This window comes from Haloterrigena gelatinilytica (genome assembly GCF_013342145.1).
GTDB lineage: Archaea > Halobacteriota > Halobacteria > Halobacteriales > Natrialbaceae > Haloterrigena > Haloterrigena gelatinilytica.
In genome coordinates, this window is record NZ_JABUQZ010000001.1 from 1,558,847 (window position 1) to 1,573,255 (window position 14,409).

14 protein-coding genes are annotated in these 14,409 nt (G+C 67.6%); 5 read left to right on the forward strand and 9 right to left on the reverse strand.

Annotated elements, in window-relative coordinates:
- The first annotated feature begins 6 nt into the window (after positions 1 to 6).
- Complete coding sequence (locus HTZ84_RS07875) at positions 7 to 2,199, forward strand: thioredoxin domain-containing protein (protein ID WP_174680169.1); 2,193 nt, start codon at positions 7 to 9, stop codon at positions 2,197 to 2,199.
- 32 nt (positions 2,200 to 2,231) lie between these two features.
- Here HTZ84_RS07875 and HTZ84_RS07880 read toward each other — a convergent pair whose 3' ends face one another.
- Together HTZ84_RS07880 and HTZ84_RS07885 are read right to left on the reverse strand one after the other, a co-directional pair.
- A complete protein-coding gene (locus tag HTZ84_RS07880) occupies positions 2,232 to 3,566 on the reverse strand; it encodes a metallophosphoesterase (RefSeq protein ID WP_174680170.1) in 1,335 nt (444 codons plus the stop codon).
- A 129-nt stretch (positions 3,567 to 3,695) separates the two neighbouring features.
- The gene (locus tag HTZ84_RS07885) at positions 3,696 to 4,091 is read right to left on the reverse strand and encodes a thioredoxin domain-containing protein (RefSeq protein WP_174680171.1); all 396 of its coding nucleotides are present in this window, start codon (positions 4,089 to 4,091) and stop codon (positions 3,696 to 3,698) included.
- Between the two features lie 118 nt (positions 4,092 to 4,209).
- Between HTZ84_RS07885 and HTZ84_RS07890 the strand changes: the two genes are divergently transcribed.
- Positions 4,210 to 5,187 (forward strand): PLP-dependent cysteine synthase family protein, encoded by a 978-nt coding sequence (locus HTZ84_RS07890; protein WP_174680172.1) that lies wholly within the window; start codon positions 4,210 to 4,212, stop codon positions 5,185 to 5,187.
- Between the two features lie 113 nt (positions 5,188 to 5,300).
- A complete protein-coding gene (locus HTZ84_RS07895) occupies positions 5,301 to 5,966 on the forward strand; it encodes a hypothetical protein (RefSeq protein WP_174680173.1) in 666 nt (221 codons plus the stop codon).
- Positions 5,967 to 6,006: 40 nt separating this feature from the next.
- Here the strand turns inward: HTZ84_RS07895 and HTZ84_RS07900 are convergent, their stop codons facing one another.
- The 7 genes from HTZ84_RS07900 to cyaB all read right to left on the reverse strand — a co-directional run bounded on the left by HTZ84_RS07900 (position 6,007) and on the right by cyaB (position 12,216).
- Positions 6,007 to 6,591: a DUF5804 family protein gene (locus HTZ84_RS07900; RefSeq protein ID WP_174680174.1), complete on the reverse strand. Its 585-nt coding sequence runs from the start codon at positions 6,589 to 6,591 to the stop codon at positions 6,007 to 6,009.
- 93 nt (positions 6,592 to 6,684) lie between these two features.
- On the reverse strand, positions 6,685 to 6,894 hold the full coding sequence (locus HTZ84_RS07905; RefSeq protein ID WP_174678789.1) for a hypothetical protein: 210 nt from the start codon (positions 6,892 to 6,894) through the stop codon (positions 6,685 to 6,687).
- Positions 6,895 to 6,975: 81 nt separating this feature from the next.
- Positions 6,976 to 7,635, reverse strand: coding sequence for a helix-turn-helix domain-containing protein (locus HTZ84_RS07910; protein WP_174680175.1), 660 nt, complete (start codon positions 7,633 to 7,635; stop codon positions 6,976 to 6,978).
- A gap of 89 nt (positions 7,636 to 7,724) precedes the next feature.
- Entirely contained in the window at positions 7,725 to 8,903 is a 1,179-nt protein-coding gene (locus tag HTZ84_RS07915; RefSeq protein ID WP_174680176.1) for a tRNA sulfurtransferase, read from the reverse strand.
- 78 nt (positions 8,904 to 8,981) lie between these two features.
- On the reverse strand, positions 8,982 to 10,220 hold the full coding sequence (locus HTZ84_RS07920) for an MFS transporter (RefSeq protein WP_174680177.1): 1,239 nt from the start codon (positions 10,218 to 10,220) through the stop codon (positions 8,982 to 8,984).
- 144 nt (positions 10,221 to 10,364) lie between these two features.
- A complete protein-coding gene (locus tag HTZ84_RS07925; RefSeq protein ID WP_174680178.1) occupies positions 10,365 to 11,570 on the reverse strand; it encodes a methionine adenosyltransferase in 1,206 nt (401 codons plus the stop codon).
- Positions 11,571 to 11,676: 106 nt separating this feature from the next.
- A complete protein-coding gene (gene cyaB / locus HTZ84_RS07930) occupies positions 11,677 to 12,216 on the reverse strand; it encodes a class IV adenylate cyclase (RefSeq protein WP_174680179.1) in 540 nt (179 codons plus the stop codon).
- Between the two features lie 94 nt (positions 12,217 to 12,310).
- Between cyaB and HTZ84_RS07935 the strand changes: the two genes are divergently transcribed.
- Together HTZ84_RS07935 and HTZ84_RS07940 are read left to right on the forward strand one after the other, a co-directional pair.
- Entirely contained in the window at positions 12,311 to 13,276 is a 966-nt protein-coding gene (locus tag HTZ84_RS07935; RefSeq protein WP_174680180.1) for an FKBP-type peptidyl-prolyl cis-trans isomerase, read from the forward strand.
- A gap of 100 nt (positions 13,277 to 13,376) precedes the next feature.
- Entirely contained in the window at positions 13,377 to 14,372 is a 996-nt protein-coding gene (locus HTZ84_RS07940; protein ID WP_174680181.1) for a hypothetical protein, read from the forward strand.
- The last annotated feature ends 37 nt before the right edge of the window (positions 14,373 to 14,409 follow it).

The window sequence follows — 14,409 nt, forward strand, 5'->3', positions numbered from 1 at the left end:
AGACCCATGACCGATCCGACCGCGCGCAATCGGCTCGACGAGGAGGAGAGCCCGTACCTGCGCCAGCACGCGGACAACCCCGTCAACTGGCAGCCCTGGGACGAGCGGGCCCTCGAGGCCGCCGAGGAACGCGACGTGCCGATCTTCCTCTCGATCGGCTACTCGGCGTGCCACTGGTGTCACGTCATGGAAGACGAGAGCTTCGAGGACGAGGAGGTCGCGGCAGTGCTCAACGAGAACTTCGTCCCGATCAAGGTCGACCGCGAGGAGCGCCCGGACATCGACAGCATCTACATGACCGTCGCCCAGCTCGTCTCCGGCCGGGGCGGCTGGCCGCTGTCGGCGTGGCTCACGCCGGAGGGGAAACCGTTCTTCGTCGGGACCTACTTCCCGAAGGAGAGCCAGCGCAACCAGCCCGGCTTCCTCGACCTCTGCCAGCGGATCAGCGACTCCTGGGAGAGCGAGGACCGCGAGGAGATGGAACACCGCGCCGACCAGTGGACCGAGGCCGCCAAGGACCGCCTCGAGGAGACCCCCGACGGCGCGGGCGCCGCGGGCGGCGCCGCCGAACCGCCGTCGAGCGAGGTTCTCGAGACGGCGGCGAACGCCGTACTCCGGAGCGCCGACCGCCAGTACGGCGGCTTCGGCTCCGGCGGCCCGAAGTTCCCCCAGCCCTCGCGGCTCCACGTCCTCGCCCGCGCGTACGATCGGACCGGCCGCGAGGAGTACCTCGAGGTGATCGAGGAAACCCTCGACGCGATGGCCACGGGCGGGCTCTACGACCACGTCGGCGGCGGCTTCCACCGGTACTGCGTCGACGAGGACTGGACGGTCCCTCACTTCGAGAAGATGCTGTACGACAACGCCGAGATCCCGCGGGCGTTCCTCGCCGGCTACCAGCTGACCGGCGACGAGCGCTACGCCGAGGTCGTCGCGGAAACGCTCGAATTCCTCGAGCGCGAGCTCACCCACGACGAGGGCGGCTTCTTCAGCACCTTGGACGCCCAGAGCGAGGACCCCGAAACCGGCGAACGCGAGGAGGGGGCGTTCTACGTCTGGACGCCCGACGAGGTCAGCGAGGTCCTCGAGGACGAAACGACAGTCGACCTCTTCTGTGCCCGCTACGACATCACCGAGTCGGGCAACTTCGAGGGGCGAAACCAGCCCAACCGCGTGCGCTCGCTCGAGTCGCTGGCTGAAGAGTACGACCTCGAAGTCGAGGAGATCGCAGACCGACTCGAGGACGCCCGCGAGAAGTTGTTCGAGGCCCGCGAGGAACGCCCGCGCCCGAACCGCGACGAGAAGGTGCTGGCCGGCTGGAACGGCCTCATGATCAACGCGTGCGCGGAGGCCGCGCTCGTCCTCGGCGAGGACCGCTACGCAGAACAGGCCGTCGACGCCCTCGAGTTCGTTCGGGACCGGCTCTGGGACGCGGAGGAACAGCGGCTCTCTCGACGATTTAAGGATGGCGACGTCAAGGTCGACGGCTACCTCGAGGACTACGCCTTCCTCGCTCGCGGGGCCCTCGGCTGCTATCAGGCCACCGGCGACGTCGACCACCTCGCGTTCGCGCTGGAGCTCGCCCGAACCATCGAAGCCGAGTTCTGGGACGAAGAGCAGGGGACCATCTACTTCACTCCCGAGAGCGGCGAGTCGCTCGTGACGCGCCCGCAGGAACTCACCGACCAGTCGACGCCGTCGGCGGCCGGGGTCGCGGTCGAGACGCTGCTCGCGCTCGACGAGTTTGCGGAAGACGATTTCGAGCGCATCGCCGCGACGGTCCTCGAGACCCACGCGAACAAGATCGAAGCCAACTCCCTCGAGCACGCCTCGCTGTGTCTGGCCGCCGATCGCCTCGAAGCGGGGGCGCTCGAGGTCACCGTCGCGGCCGACGAACTGCCCGACGAGTGGCGCGATCGGTTCGCCGACGAGTACCACCCCGATCGGCTGTTCGCGCTCCGACCGCCGACAGAGGAGGGACTCGAGGACTGGCTCGACCAGTTAGGGCTCGACGAGGCGCCGCCGATCTGGGCCGGCCGCGAGGCCCGCGACGGCGAGCCGACGCTGTACGTCTGCCGCGATCGGACGTGCTCGCCGCCGACCCACGACGTCGAGGACGCCCTCGAGTGGTTAGGTGACGACGCGGCGGTCGAGACCTCGGGAGCGGAATCGCTCGAGGGAGACGAGAGTCCGTTCTGACGGTGCGATCGGGAGGCGAACTCGCCCGCCCCTTATTTGTCCGACTCAGAGGGAGACTCGAGATTCGCGTCGCCGACGATCGTTCGGTCGGGCAGGGTCGGCGCCGGCGCTCGCCCGAGCGTGAGCAGGCGCTCGGTGCGGGTGATCTCGTCCGCGCTCGGATCGGCCTTCTCGATCTCTTCGAACTCGACCGCCACGCCGTCGGATTCGGCGGCGATCCGAACGGCGCACAGCTGATAGGACGGGTAGAACACCGGCGGAAGCACTCCGGCGACGACGTTCCGACGGTGGAGGCGCTTCAGCCACGTCCCGGTGTTGACGAGCACTCCGTCGCCGACCTCCTTCAGCAGCGGGCGATGGGTGTGTCCGTAGCAGAAGACCGCCGTCTCGGGGCGCTCGGCGAACAGCTCGCGGGCGGCCACCGCGTACGGCTCGTCGGGATCGACGGTGAGATCCGTCTCGAACACGCCGAACCGATCGACCGTCTTCCCGACGTCGCGGAGGACGAAGTAGAGCGGAACGCCCGCGAGCACCAACACGCCCGCGATCGCCGCGTTGACGACGAGGAGGAAGTGGACCGCCTCCCCGACGAGACCCAGCCGGGCGAGCACCGCGTCCGCCGTCTCGACGGGCATCGTCCAGACGCCGGCCACGTCCAGTCCGGCGAGCACCGCGAGCAGGACGCTGAGATTGAGCAACAGGAGGATCGGAATCGCGGCGTACCGCAGGAGGGGGTTCATCTCGCGGTAGAAGTACTTCGAGAGGAGCCAACGGGGGACTCGTTCGGTCGGCGTCACCGCCTGCACGTCCTTCAACCAGTTGAACCGCCCCCGCTCGGACAGCCGGCCGGCCCTGCTCGTGACGTTGGTGTTGTAGTAGTAGCCGAGCGGCGTCTCGTAGGGATTGCCGAAGTCCTCGAATCGATTGTTGGGATCGCGCTGATGGCCGTGTTCGAAGTAGATCGTCCGCTCGCCGACCGGTCTGGTGATCGACTCGGCCCGGACGAGGTCGACGTTGTACTCGCTCAACCGCTCGACGTACTCGTCGTAGGCCGCGAGCTCGTTGTCGTGGTTGCCCGGCAACAGCGTAATTGGGATCGATTCGCCGGTTTCGCGCAGCTGTTCGAACAGTTCGGGGTACCGCTCGGTCAGGACGTCGAACTTCGCCAATCCATCGACTTCGGTGAACTCCCACAGCCCGAACGCGTCGCCGTTGATGACGAGTTCCGCGTCCTCGTCGGTCGTCGCGAGTCGCTCGAGAAAGTCGAGCAACTCCTCGAGGAAGTCGACCTCGCCCAGCTGTTCGTCGCCGCCGATGTGGAGATCGCTGATCACGTAGTAGACCGGATCGTCGGCGTCGGCTGCCATGGCGTTTCACGTCCGACGCCGGAAGGGATAGTGTTGGTCCCCTTAGAGACGAGACGCGCCGCTGGCGGGGCGAGTCCGAACGCGACGAAACGGGGTCGAAACGGCCGGAACCGTGCCGGTCAGGAGCGACTACGCCAGTTCGTCCTCGAGGCGGTCGGCCAGCCAGATCGCCGGCGGCCGATCCTCCTCCTCGACGAATCGGGTCACTTCCTCGCCGTCGTCTCCGTCCGCGCCAGCGGGCGCGCGCTCGACGACGACCGTCGGGATGTACTCGATGCCGTACTCCTCGACGCCGGGGCCCTGCTTGTCCTCGTCGACGGCGATCTCGTCGATGCGGTCCTCGGGGACGCCCGCGGCGTCGAGCGCGGCGCCGAAATCCGGCAGGAGTTTCCGGCAGTCCTTACACCAGTCGCCGCCCCAGACCTTGTACACCAGTTCGTCGTTGTGCGCTTCGAGCGTGTCGATCGCGTCCTCGTAGGAGGCCTCGTCCCACGCGGGGTTGGGCTCCATGGTCTCGAGACTCATACTTCCCGATAGCGCGTCCGGGGGCTTAACGACGGTGTTTCCGTCACGGGAACGAACAGCCGGCACGTCCTGCCTGAGTCCAGCACCGGTTTACGTATCGACTTCCTAGGGGTTGCCAATGAAAGGCAGTATCCTGGACACCATCGGCTCGCCGCTCGTCCAGGTCGACTCGCCGGAGGGAGCGACGATCGCCACCAAGATCGAATCGTTCAACCCCGGCGGCTCGGCGAAGGACCGGCCGGCCCGCGAGATGATCCGGGCGGCCGAACGCGAGGGGCGGATCGAACCCGGCGACTGGCTCGTCGAACCGACCAGCGGCAACACCGGCATCGGGCTCGCGCTGGTCGCGGCCGCCCGCGACTACGATCTGACGATCGTCATGCCGGCGGACAAGTCCGAAGAGCGGCGCCGGATCATGGCCGCCTACGGCGCCGAACTCGAGTTGGTCGAGGGCGACATGGAGGACGCCCGCGCTCGAGCGAACGAACTCGAGGCCGAGGGCGCGATCCAGCTCGGCCAGTTCGAGAACCCCGCCAACCCCGAGGCCCACTACAAGACGACCGGCGAGGAGATCGTCGAACAGGTCGGCGACCGCGAGATCGACGCCTTCGTCGCGGGCGTCGGCACCGGCGGCACGATCTCCGGCACCGGCCGGCGGCTCCGCGAGGAGTTCCCCGACATGGACATCATCGCCGTCGAACCGGCGCGCAACGCCGTCCTCTCGACCGGCGAGTCCGGCAGCGACGACTTTCAGGGAATGGGCCCCGGCTTCGTCAGCGACAACCTCGATCTCGACCTGATCGACCGCGTCGAGACGGTGAAACTCGAGGACGCCGAGGACGAGTGTCGGCGCCTCGCTCGCGACGAGGGCGTCCTCGTCGGCCAGTCCAGCGGCGCGACGAGCCTGGTCTCCCAGCGGATCGCCCGCGAGATCGCCGAGCCCGACCTCGACTGTCCGACCGTGTCGGGCGCGTTCGACGACTCCGCCGCAACGCCCGAGCCCGACGGCGGCCAGCAAGTCGACGACTGCCCGCTCGTGGTCACGGTCTTCTGGGACAGCGGCGAGCGCTACCTCTCGACGGGCCTGTTCGACTAACGGCCGTTTGCTGTCCGCTCGAATCGCCGTAGGGCGACCACCCTCTCGAGACGCGAAAATCGTTCTTTCACCTTGGCGAATTCCTTTTACCGAGCCCCGTCTCTCCTCGAGTAATGATCGATCGGTCGCGACGAACGATCCTCTACGGGGCCGCTGGACTGTTCGCCCTCACTGCCGGCTGTCTCGACGAGATGGACGTCTCGGGTACCCCCAACGGAACCGACGGCACCGACGACGCCGATCCCGACGAGAGCGACCCCGAAGCGGCCGCGAGCGACGCGCCCGGCGAAGACGACGGCCTCGAGGCGTCCGACGCCGTCTCGTTCGACCGCAACCGGCCCCGAGAAGCGGACGCGACGTTGCTTACCGACGCCGATCGAGCCCGCGATTGGCTCGCGGACCGCGGACTCGACGGAGAGCGATACACCGCGTTCGTCGACGAGACGACGTTCGACGACTCGGTCCTGCTCGGCCTCGAGGCGACGGGGCGGTCCCTCGATTACGAGCTGGTACTCGAGACGGTGACCGTCGAGGACGACGGCGACCCGACGCTCGTCGTCGAAGCGGCGGTTCGCGGGGAGTCGGACGAAGAATCGGGCCGTTTGAGCGGCCAGCAGCTGATCGGCGTCGGACAGCTCGTCCGCGCGACGTTCGACGGCGAGCCCGCGACGGACGCGTCCGTGACGATCGTCGACAGCGACGGCGAGTCCATTCAGAAAACGCTCGCCGTCGATAGCGCGAGCGAATCGACCGAAGCGACCGACGCCGACGACGCGTAGCGCACGCTCCCGATGCGTTCAGCTCTCGGCTGCAGCGTCGCTACGGCGAGTGTTCCGCTTCCGTGAGGCGAACGACGAGCGTCTCGTCGACGTCCCGGAGGTCGTAGGCCGGGAGTTCGCCGCCGGTCCGGCGCACGTACAGCGGTTCGACGAGCCGCCAGCTCGTCGTCTCGGGTCGCGTCTCGCCCGCGTCCGCCGATGCGTCCGACTCGGCGTCGTTCGCGGTCGATTCGGTGGCGTCACCCTCGCTCTCGTCCGCAGATTCAGCTTCGGCGTCGGGATCCGTGCCGACTCGCTCGAGGCCGTAGATCTTGCAGAATTCGGCGGTGTCGGCGGGTTCGACGTCGCCGTTGCGAAGCTCCGTGGCGAGCGCTCGCGAGAGCCACTCGTCCTCGCTGATGCTCGGCTCCTGGACGAGCGCCTCGTCGACGAACCGGGTGAGATACCAGTTCAGGTCGTTCAGCAGGGAGACGGCCGCGCCGACGCTGACCGTCCGCAGGGAGATCGAGTTCTCGAACGGGCGGCGCAGATCGTACGTCGCGAGGGCCTCGCGGGAGGTCTCCCGGGAGAGGAGTTCGTACTGGAGGTTGCAGTCGGAATCCCCGATGAGACAGACGCGAGTCACTAGTCTGTGGTCGGTGCGTCTGCGTAATGTGGGTTTCGTCTCCGCCCGCCCGGGCGAACTGACGGTCCGTCCGCGTCGCCCGCCGTCCGGCCGTCAGTTCTCCGGCGTGGTCCAATCGAACTCGGTCGAATCGACGTCGCTGACCGGGACGTCCTGTCCGATCTCGTACTCGGAAACGGCACCGCAGTCGTAACACTCGAGGACGACGTCCGCGTCGTGGGCGAGGATACTGACCTCGCCCGATCCGTCACACGATGGACACGACAGCCACTCCTGAAACTGATAGTCGACATCTCCGCACATTGCTTTGCCGTCGTATTTCCACTGTCGACGGGGGAGAATGCGTCCGTTGACTGGTCAATCCGTTTTTGTCGTCACCGGCGGTCAGTTGAGGTCGGTGACCGACGAGAGCAACACCCGCCGGAGGACCTTCTCGTTGCCCCGTCGAATCCGGTCCGAGACCGCCTGGCGCGAGATGTCGAGTTCGGCCGCCAACTCGTCGAGGTCCGCCTCGCTCGGCGTCGCGAAGTAGCCCCGCTGGAGCGCCAGCACCAGCGCCTCGCGCTGTTCGGCCGTGAGACCGAACCGGCGGCCGCGCTCGGACTCCTCGGTCAGCGTGTACGTCCGCTCGACGTGGACCTCGATGTCGTGGTCCGTCAGGTAGTTGTAGAGGTGGGTGAGCTTGTCGTGGTTGTTGAACCGGAGCCTGAACACCCAGTTCCCGTCGGCCCGTCCCTCGAGGACCGTCGCCTCGGTCTCCGCGATCCCGGTCATGAGGTCCTCGTCGTACTCGCCCCACTCGACGCGGTAGAGGCCGCTCGAGCCGACCCTGTCGAGAGCGATCAACTCCCTGACGGAGGGGCTCTCGCGGACCGTCTCCTCGTACGACTGCAGATCGTCCCCCGTCGCCCAGACGAACGGCATCACGGCGCTCTCCGTCGGGACGATCCGCTCGAGTTCGAGTTCGACGTCTGGCCCGCCCGAGAGCGCGCGCCCGAGGACGAACGCGTCGGGCTCGATCGAGAACTCCAGGATGACGCTCATACGGGTCGAACCGGGGCCATCGAGAAAGCCGTTCCCCTCGGCGCTCGATCGGTCCCCCGAGAAGCGGTCGTCGCCGGGCGGCCGACGAGTTACGGTTCGACCAGGTCCGCGTTCTTCGCCGCCTCCTCGGCGCGCTCGAGGAGGTCGTCTGGCTCGTGTTCGAGCAGCGGCTCGAGGCGGGCGTTGGTCTCGACGCGGTCGGGGGTGACGCGGTTGCAGCCGGCGTCGATCGTCGAGTCGGTGAACGTGCCGATCTCGCGGGCCTGGGCGACGATGTCCTGCTTGTCGCGGGTCAGCAGCGGGCGGTGGATCGGGAGGTCGGCGGCGCGGCTGGTGACGCCGAGGTTCTGGAGGGTCTGGCTCGACTTCTGGCCGACGGCCTCCCCGGTGACGATCCCGTGGGCGTCGACGCGCTCGGCCAGCGTCTCGGCGGCTCGGTAGAAGAACCGGCGCAGGGAGAGCATCCGCCCCTTGTCCATCTCTCGGACCAGCAGGTCGACCGTCTCGCCCCCGGGGATCCGGTAGACGTCCATGTCGAAATTGGGCGCGTACTCGGAGAGGAGCCGGACGGTCTCCATCGCACGCGCCTCGTGGTCGATCCCGCCGTAGTCGCCGAGGTCGACGTAGGCCGGCACGATCGGGCTCCCCCGCTTCATGATCTCGTAGGCCGCGACCGGCGAGTCGATCCCGCCGCTGACCAGCGCGACCGCGGGCTCCTGGGAGCCGAGCGGCAGCCCTCCCGGCCCGGAGCGCTTCTCGAGGTAGACGTAGGTGCACTTATCGCGGACTTCGACGCCGAAGGTGACGTCGGGATCGTCGAGGTCGACTTCGGGCTCGAACTCGTCCTCGACGGCGGCCCAGACGGCGTCGCCGCCCTCGCGGGCCAGGTCCTCGCTGCTGTAGGGGACGTCCTTGTTCGCCCGGCGGGCGTCGACCGCGAACGCGCCGCCGTCGTAACACTCGCGGGCGGCCTCGGTCAGCGCCTCGAGGATGCGTTCCTTCTCGGTGCTGACGGTCAGGGCGGGGCTGGCCGAGACGACGCCGAAGGCGTCGGTCGCCGCGTCAGTGGCTTCTTCGACGGCGTCCTCGGTCGTGTGGATCAGCGGTCGGTTCCACTTGCGCTCGACGTCGCCTGGGATCGAGCGGTCCTCGAGGAGGGCCTCGAGGTTCTCGCAGAGGACGTCCACCATGTACCGCTTGACGGTGTTACTCTTGGTGTTGAGGTCCCCGTGACGAACGAGGACAGTATCGGCTCCCGGGGGGTACATGAACGTGGATAGCGGGTCGCGCCTATAAGGGGGTTACGAGGCGCGGACTCGAGGGCGGACGCGGGAGACGAGCCCGGTTCAACTCGCCGACTCGCTGACGGTCGGACTCACGCGGCCGGTGTGGACGTAGATGCCGGCGACGAGGATGACCCCCGCGAGCATCGGGATGACGGCGCTGGCGGCGTAGAGGCCGTCGAATCCGAACCCGAGGTCCTGTATCAGCGGCAGCGAGACGAGCGGCCCGAGCGCGCCGCCGACGTCGCCGAAGACGTTGTTCGTCCCCATCGCGCGGCCGACACGCTCCTCGGGCGTGAGGTCGGCCAGCAGCGCCGTCAGCGGGCCGCCGACCCCGCCCTGCCCGGCGCCGATCAGGACGCAGGCCAGCACCAGCACCTCGAAGCTCGAGCCGAACGCGAGGACGGCGAAGCCGACACAGGAGGTGACGAGGAAGCCGAGCATGACGGGGACGCGCGCGCCGACCGAGTCGGAGAGCGCGCCGCCGCCGAGGGTGAATACCGACCCCGACAGCACGGTGACGGCCATCAGCATCCCCGAGGAGCCCTGCGCGTCGAGCCCGAAGATGGAGATGGCGCGCGCGTCGATCAGGAGCACCAGCGTCGAGAAGAGGACGCCGATGTACGCGAAGTAGAGCCCGAAGTTGACGAGGCCGATCGTCAGCGCCGGGAGGCTCCGCTCGACGTCCCAGGGTTTGACCGCGCGCTGCTCGCCCTCGACGTGGGTCTCTGGGACGATCAGGTAGGCGATGACGCTCGCGAGGCCGGCGAAGGCGGCCGCGAGGACGAACGCCGTGACGTTGCCCCAGACGTCGCTGACGACGCCGCCCATGACCAGCCCCGCGGGGAACCCGAAGGTGATGCCCGCGCGGACGATCCCCATGCTGGTCCCCCTCGAGTCGGCCTCGCTGACGTCCGCCGTGATCGTGTAGGCGGTCGCGAAGACGAGCGCGCTGCCGATCCCCCAGCAGACGCGGGCGAGCATGAACCAGCCCTCCGGGAACGACGAGACGATGGCGACGACGTAGCCGAACGTCGCCAGCCCCTCGATCGCCAGTCCCGCGACGAACGGCGTCCGGGTGCCGACGCGGTCGATGAGCACGCCCGCCGGCGCGTTGGCCACGAGCCGCGTGATCCGGTTGGCGCTCAGGATCAGGCCGACCAGAAACGGCGAGATGCCCAGCACCGCGCCCAGGTTCGGCAGGATGGGAAAGACCACGCCGCCGCCGAAGCCGACGAAGAAGGTGCTGGCGACGACGGCGAAGACGACGCGGTTCGAACCGGCGATGGAGGGCAGTTTCACTGGCGATCGCTCTCGAGTTGTCCGTTCGGAAGACGCTACGTAAACCGCACAGCGTTGGGTCTGAAGGGTCTGTCGGAACCGGCGACGGGGTCCGACTCACGGGCTCGTCGCTCGGTTCGAGAAGGGGTACGGGTACTCGACCGCTCAGAACGTCGAGAGTTCGCCGTCGATCACGCGGCGCGTGATCTCGGTGACGTCGGCGAGTTCCTCGTCGACGATCGCCTCGACGTCGTCTTCGACGTCGCCGACCGCGACGCCCTCCTCGGTGACCAGTTCGACGTCGGCGACGTGGGGCCGGTCGATCGGGCGGCCGATCTGGGAGAGCAGGCGCACGCGCAGGTCGCGGATCTCGTCGACGTCGTCGACGACCGACTCGGCGATCTCCGTCGAGAGCAGGTTGTAGATCTTCCCGATGTGGTTGACGGGGTTCTTGCCGCTGGTCGCCTCCATCGACATCGAGCGGTTGGGCGTGATCAGGCCGTTGGCGCGGTTCCCCCGACCGACGGAGCCGTCGTCGCCCTGTTCGGCGGAGGTGCCCGTCACGGTGAGGTAGATCGAACCCTCGTCGTAGTCGTCGGCGTTGTTGACGTGGACGGCGACCTCGCGGTCGGTGTACTCCCCGGCGATCTCCTCGACGTACGCCTGAACCTCGTCGACGGCGTCGCTGTAGGCGTCCATGTCCGGGACGTACTCGTCGACCATCGCCGCCGCGACGGTGACGTCGATCCGGTCGCCCTCGCGTTTGCCCATGATCTTCACGTCGGGCCCCAGGTACGGATTTTCGTCGGCGAACTCCCCGTTGAGTCGTCGCTCGGCCTCGAGGACGATCTCCTCCGTTTCGGTCAGCGGCGCGTGGCCGACGCCGTAGCTCGTGTCGTTTGCCATCGGCACGGAGACCTCGTCCTCCCCGAAGACCTCCTGGAGGTCGCCGCTGCCCTCGCCGAGTTTGACGTCGACGACGATGTCCTCGCCGAGCTCGAGTTGCGGGATCGTCTCCGAGAGGTAGTCGCGCGCGGCCCGCAGGGCCACCGTCTCGGCGGGGATGGTCTCGCCGTCGTAGTGTTTGGTCGCGCGGCCGACGATCAGGAGATAGATGGGGTCGACGACCTCGCCGCCGCCGAACGCGGGAGCGGCCTCGCCGGCGACCAGTTGCGTCTCGTCGGTGTTGAAGTGCAGCACTTCGCCAACGCGGTCGATGTACTCGCGTGCCAGCGCGCCGGCGACGGCCTCGGCGACCCCGTCGCAGATCGAGTCGGGGTGGCCGATCCCCTTTCGCTCGACGACTTCCACTTCCTGATCTTCCACTGCCTGACGATCGATAGATTCGATTCGAATGTTCCGCTCGCTCATTACCGGGGATTGGCGGAGCGCCGTTCTATAACTTGCGGATATGATTCTCCAGTCCGCTCATAACTGTCAGGAGTTATCGTGCGTCCTGCCGTCACAAACGGTCGACTCAGGACTCGAGTAGCAGTCCCAGATACGAGGTCCTGAGCTGGTCGTCCGGATCGAGGTCGAGCCGCTCGAGGACATCGTACGCGCCCTCGCGGGCCGACTCGACCTCGTCCGCCGCCGAGACCTCGGTCTCGACCTCGACGTACTCGCCGACGTCGTCGACCGCGTCGAGGGTGACGGTGTACCCCTCGAGCCCGTAGCGCTCGCGTTCCTTGCGGACCGTCGCGGCCGCCTCGAAGCCGAGGCCCGTCAGGACGGCGTCCATCGTCTCGCCGTCGTCGACGCCGGTCTCGAACTCCTCGCGGCTCTTGGACTCGTCGTCCAGCAGCGGCCCCTTGTAGGTGATCCGGCTCTCGTCGCCGCCGTCGGACGACTCCCGCCGGATGCGCAGCGCCTCGTCGGTCTCGGGGAACGACCGGTGGGGCGCGTCGTAGTACGTATCCGCCTGCACGACGGTCCGCTTTCGGGTCGCGCCGAGCGCCTCGAGGCGGTCCCGGACGGCCTCGAGATCCGCGGGGACCTTCACTTCGACCTCGTACATGGGTGAGCGCACGCGGACCGGCCGTAAGTATCGGTCGTTCTCCTCCTCGCGCAAAAGCGTCGTCCTTAAATGTAGACGGCGGGACGTACAACGTATGACCGAGGAACAGGAGGCCGAGCTCGAGGAGCAGGCCGATGACGTCGAAGCAGAAGCAACAGACGAAGGCGCCGACGAGGCCGAGGGGCTTCAGGAGGGCGACTTCGTCGAGCTAGAGTATACCGCGTACACCGCCGACGGCGACCAGTTGGTCGACACGACCGATCCCGAGGTCGCCGAGGAAGAGGGTGTCGACGACCAGGGCCAGGAGTTCAAGCCGCGGACGATCGTCCTCGGCGAGGGCCACATCTTCGGGGCCGTCGAAGACGACATCATCGGCTCCGAGCCCGGTGACGAGGGGACCGTAACTGTGCCCGCCGAGGAGGCCTTCGGCGAGTACGACCCCGACGACGTCCAGACCGTCAGCGCCGAGAAGATCGACGAGGACGACCGCTACCCCGGTGCCAACGTGCAGATCGACGGCCAGCAGGGCTACATCAGCACGATCATCGGCGGCCGCGCCCGCGTCGACTTCAACCACCCGCTCGCTGGTGAGGACGTCGAGTACGACTACGAGATTCTCGGCGAGGTCGACGACCGCGAGAAGCAGGCCGCCGGCCTGTTCGAGATGTTCCTCGGGATGGAGCCCGAGCTCTGGATCGAGACGGACGAGGTCGAGGAAGAGGTCCCCGTCGAGCCCGACGAGGACGACGAGGACGCCGAACCCGAGTTCGAGACCGAAACCGTCGAGAAGGAGACGCTCTATCTCGAGGCCACGCCCCAGATGACGATGAACCAGCAGTGGATGATGGGCAAACAGCAGATCGGTCAGCAGATCATCGACCAGATCGGCGTCGACCGCGTCATCGTCCAGGAAGTCATCGACGGCATGGGCATGGGCGGAATGGGCGGCATGATGGGCGGTATGGGCGGCATGGGCGGCGGCGACATCGAGGAGGCCCTCGAGGACGCCGACGTCGACGCCGACGAGATCGTCGAAGAGCTCGAAGGCGCCGAGGAGTAACGACCCGTTCTCGTCGCCCCGTCCCGCTTCCCGAACACGGACCACGAACACGCGCGGATCGACTTTTTCGGTCGACAGACCGTAGCCTCGAGCGGCTACGATGGTCGCTTCGACGAGCGAGGACGAGGCGAAACCGGTTTCGAACGCGGAGTTCAGCGATATCGAGCAGTGGTTCCTGCTCGACGGCAACCGGTTTGCGATCGCCGTGATCCTCGCCGTCGCGTTCGGACTGACGTACCTGGCGCTCGCGGCCAGCGGTCTCGCGCCACTCGCGGACTCCACGCCGCTCATCTACGCGTTCAGCGCGTTGCTAACGGGCAACTTCACGCTGATCACCGTCGTCGTTTCGATCAATCAGCTCCTGCTCTCGCAGGAACTGGAGTCGCCCGGGCAACTCGAGGACGAGATCGAGCAGACCGCCAACTACCGCGAGGAGATCGAATCGGTCACGAACCGGACCGCACCGGCCGAGCCGTCGGGATTTCTCCGTCTCGTCGTCGAGAGCGCGCGCCGAGACGCCCAGCGACTCGGCGGCGCGACCGTCGACGCGGTACCCGACGGCGGCCGCGGCGAACTCGACGAAATCGTGACGGATCTCACCGACGAGTTCGATCACATCGACGGACTGGTCGAGGAGTCCGACGAGGGGATCTTCAACACGCTCTCGACGACGCTCGAGACGAACTTCGCCCACGAGATTCAACGCCTCGAGGAGTGGCGGGGCGAATACGCGGACGATCTCTCTCCGCAGATCCACGACGAGACCGAGGACCTCCTCGATCGGCTCCGCGAGATCGACATCGCCCGCCAGTACTTCAAATCGCTGTACCTACAGGTCGAACTCTCCAGGCTCTCTCGGTACCTCTTTTACACGGGGATTCCGGCCGTCGGCGTCGCCGTCGCCACCCTGTTCGTGCTGACGACGGTGTCGGATCCGCCCTTCGCGGCGCGAGTGCAGGCGGTCTTCTTCCCGCTGGCCGTCACGATCGGCGTGTTTCCGCTCGCACTGCTGTTCGCGTACATTCTGCGGACGGCGACGGTGACCGAACGGACGGCGGCGATCACGCCGTTTACGACGCCCGAGCAGGAGGTCTAACCCGGAGTGGGCGGCTAGCGGTCCGTCGCGTAGACGC

Bases quoted from the DNA above. Each gene is read 5' to 3' on its own strand.
- HTZ84_RS07905 (WP_174678789.1), bottom strand. From the start codon at position 6,894: ATGTGCGGAGATGTCGACTATCAGTTTCAGGAGTGGCTGTCGTGTCCA.
- HTZ84_RS07885 (WP_174680171.1), bottom strand. From the start codon at position 4,091: ATGAGTCTCGAGACCATGGAGCCCAACCCCGCGTGGGACGAGGCCTCC.
- HTZ84_RS07915 (WP_174680176.1), bottom strand. From the start codon at position 8,903: ATGTACCCCCCGGGAGCCGATACTGTCCTCGTTCGTCACGGGGACCTC.
- HTZ84_RS07895 (WP_174680173.1), top strand. From the start codon at position 5,301: ATGATCGATCGGTCGCGACGAACGATCCTCTACGGGGCCGCTGGACTG.
- cyaB (WP_174680179.1), bottom strand. From the start codon at position 12,216: ATGTACGAGGTCGAAGTGAAGGTCCCCGCGGATCTCGAGGCCGTCCGG.
- HTZ84_RS07925 (WP_174680178.1), bottom strand. From the start codon at position 11,570: ATGAGCGAGCGGAACATTCGAATCGAATCTATCGATCGTCAGGCAGTG.
- HTZ84_RS07875 (WP_174680169.1), top strand. From the start codon at position 7: ATGACCGATCCGACCGCGCGCAATCGGCTCGACGAGGAGGAGAGCCCG.
- HTZ84_RS07940 (WP_174680181.1), top strand. From the start codon at position 13,377: ATGGTCGCTTCGACGAGCGAGGACGAGGCGAAACCGGTTTCGAACGCG.
- HTZ84_RS07935 (WP_174680180.1), top strand. From the start codon at position 12,311: ATGACCGAGGAACAGGAGGCCGAGCTCGAGGAGCAGGCCGATGACGTC.
- HTZ84_RS07910 (WP_174680175.1), bottom strand. From the start codon at position 7,635: ATGAGCGTCATCCTGGAGTTCTCGATCGAGCCCGACGCGTTCGTCCTC.
- HTZ84_RS07890 (WP_174680172.1), top strand. From the start codon at position 4,210: ATGAAAGGCAGTATCCTGGACACCATCGGCTCGCCGCTCGTCCAGGTC.
- HTZ84_RS07880 (WP_174680170.1), bottom strand. From the start codon at position 3,566: ATGGCAGCCGACGCCGACGATCCGGTCTACTACGTGATCAGCGATCTC.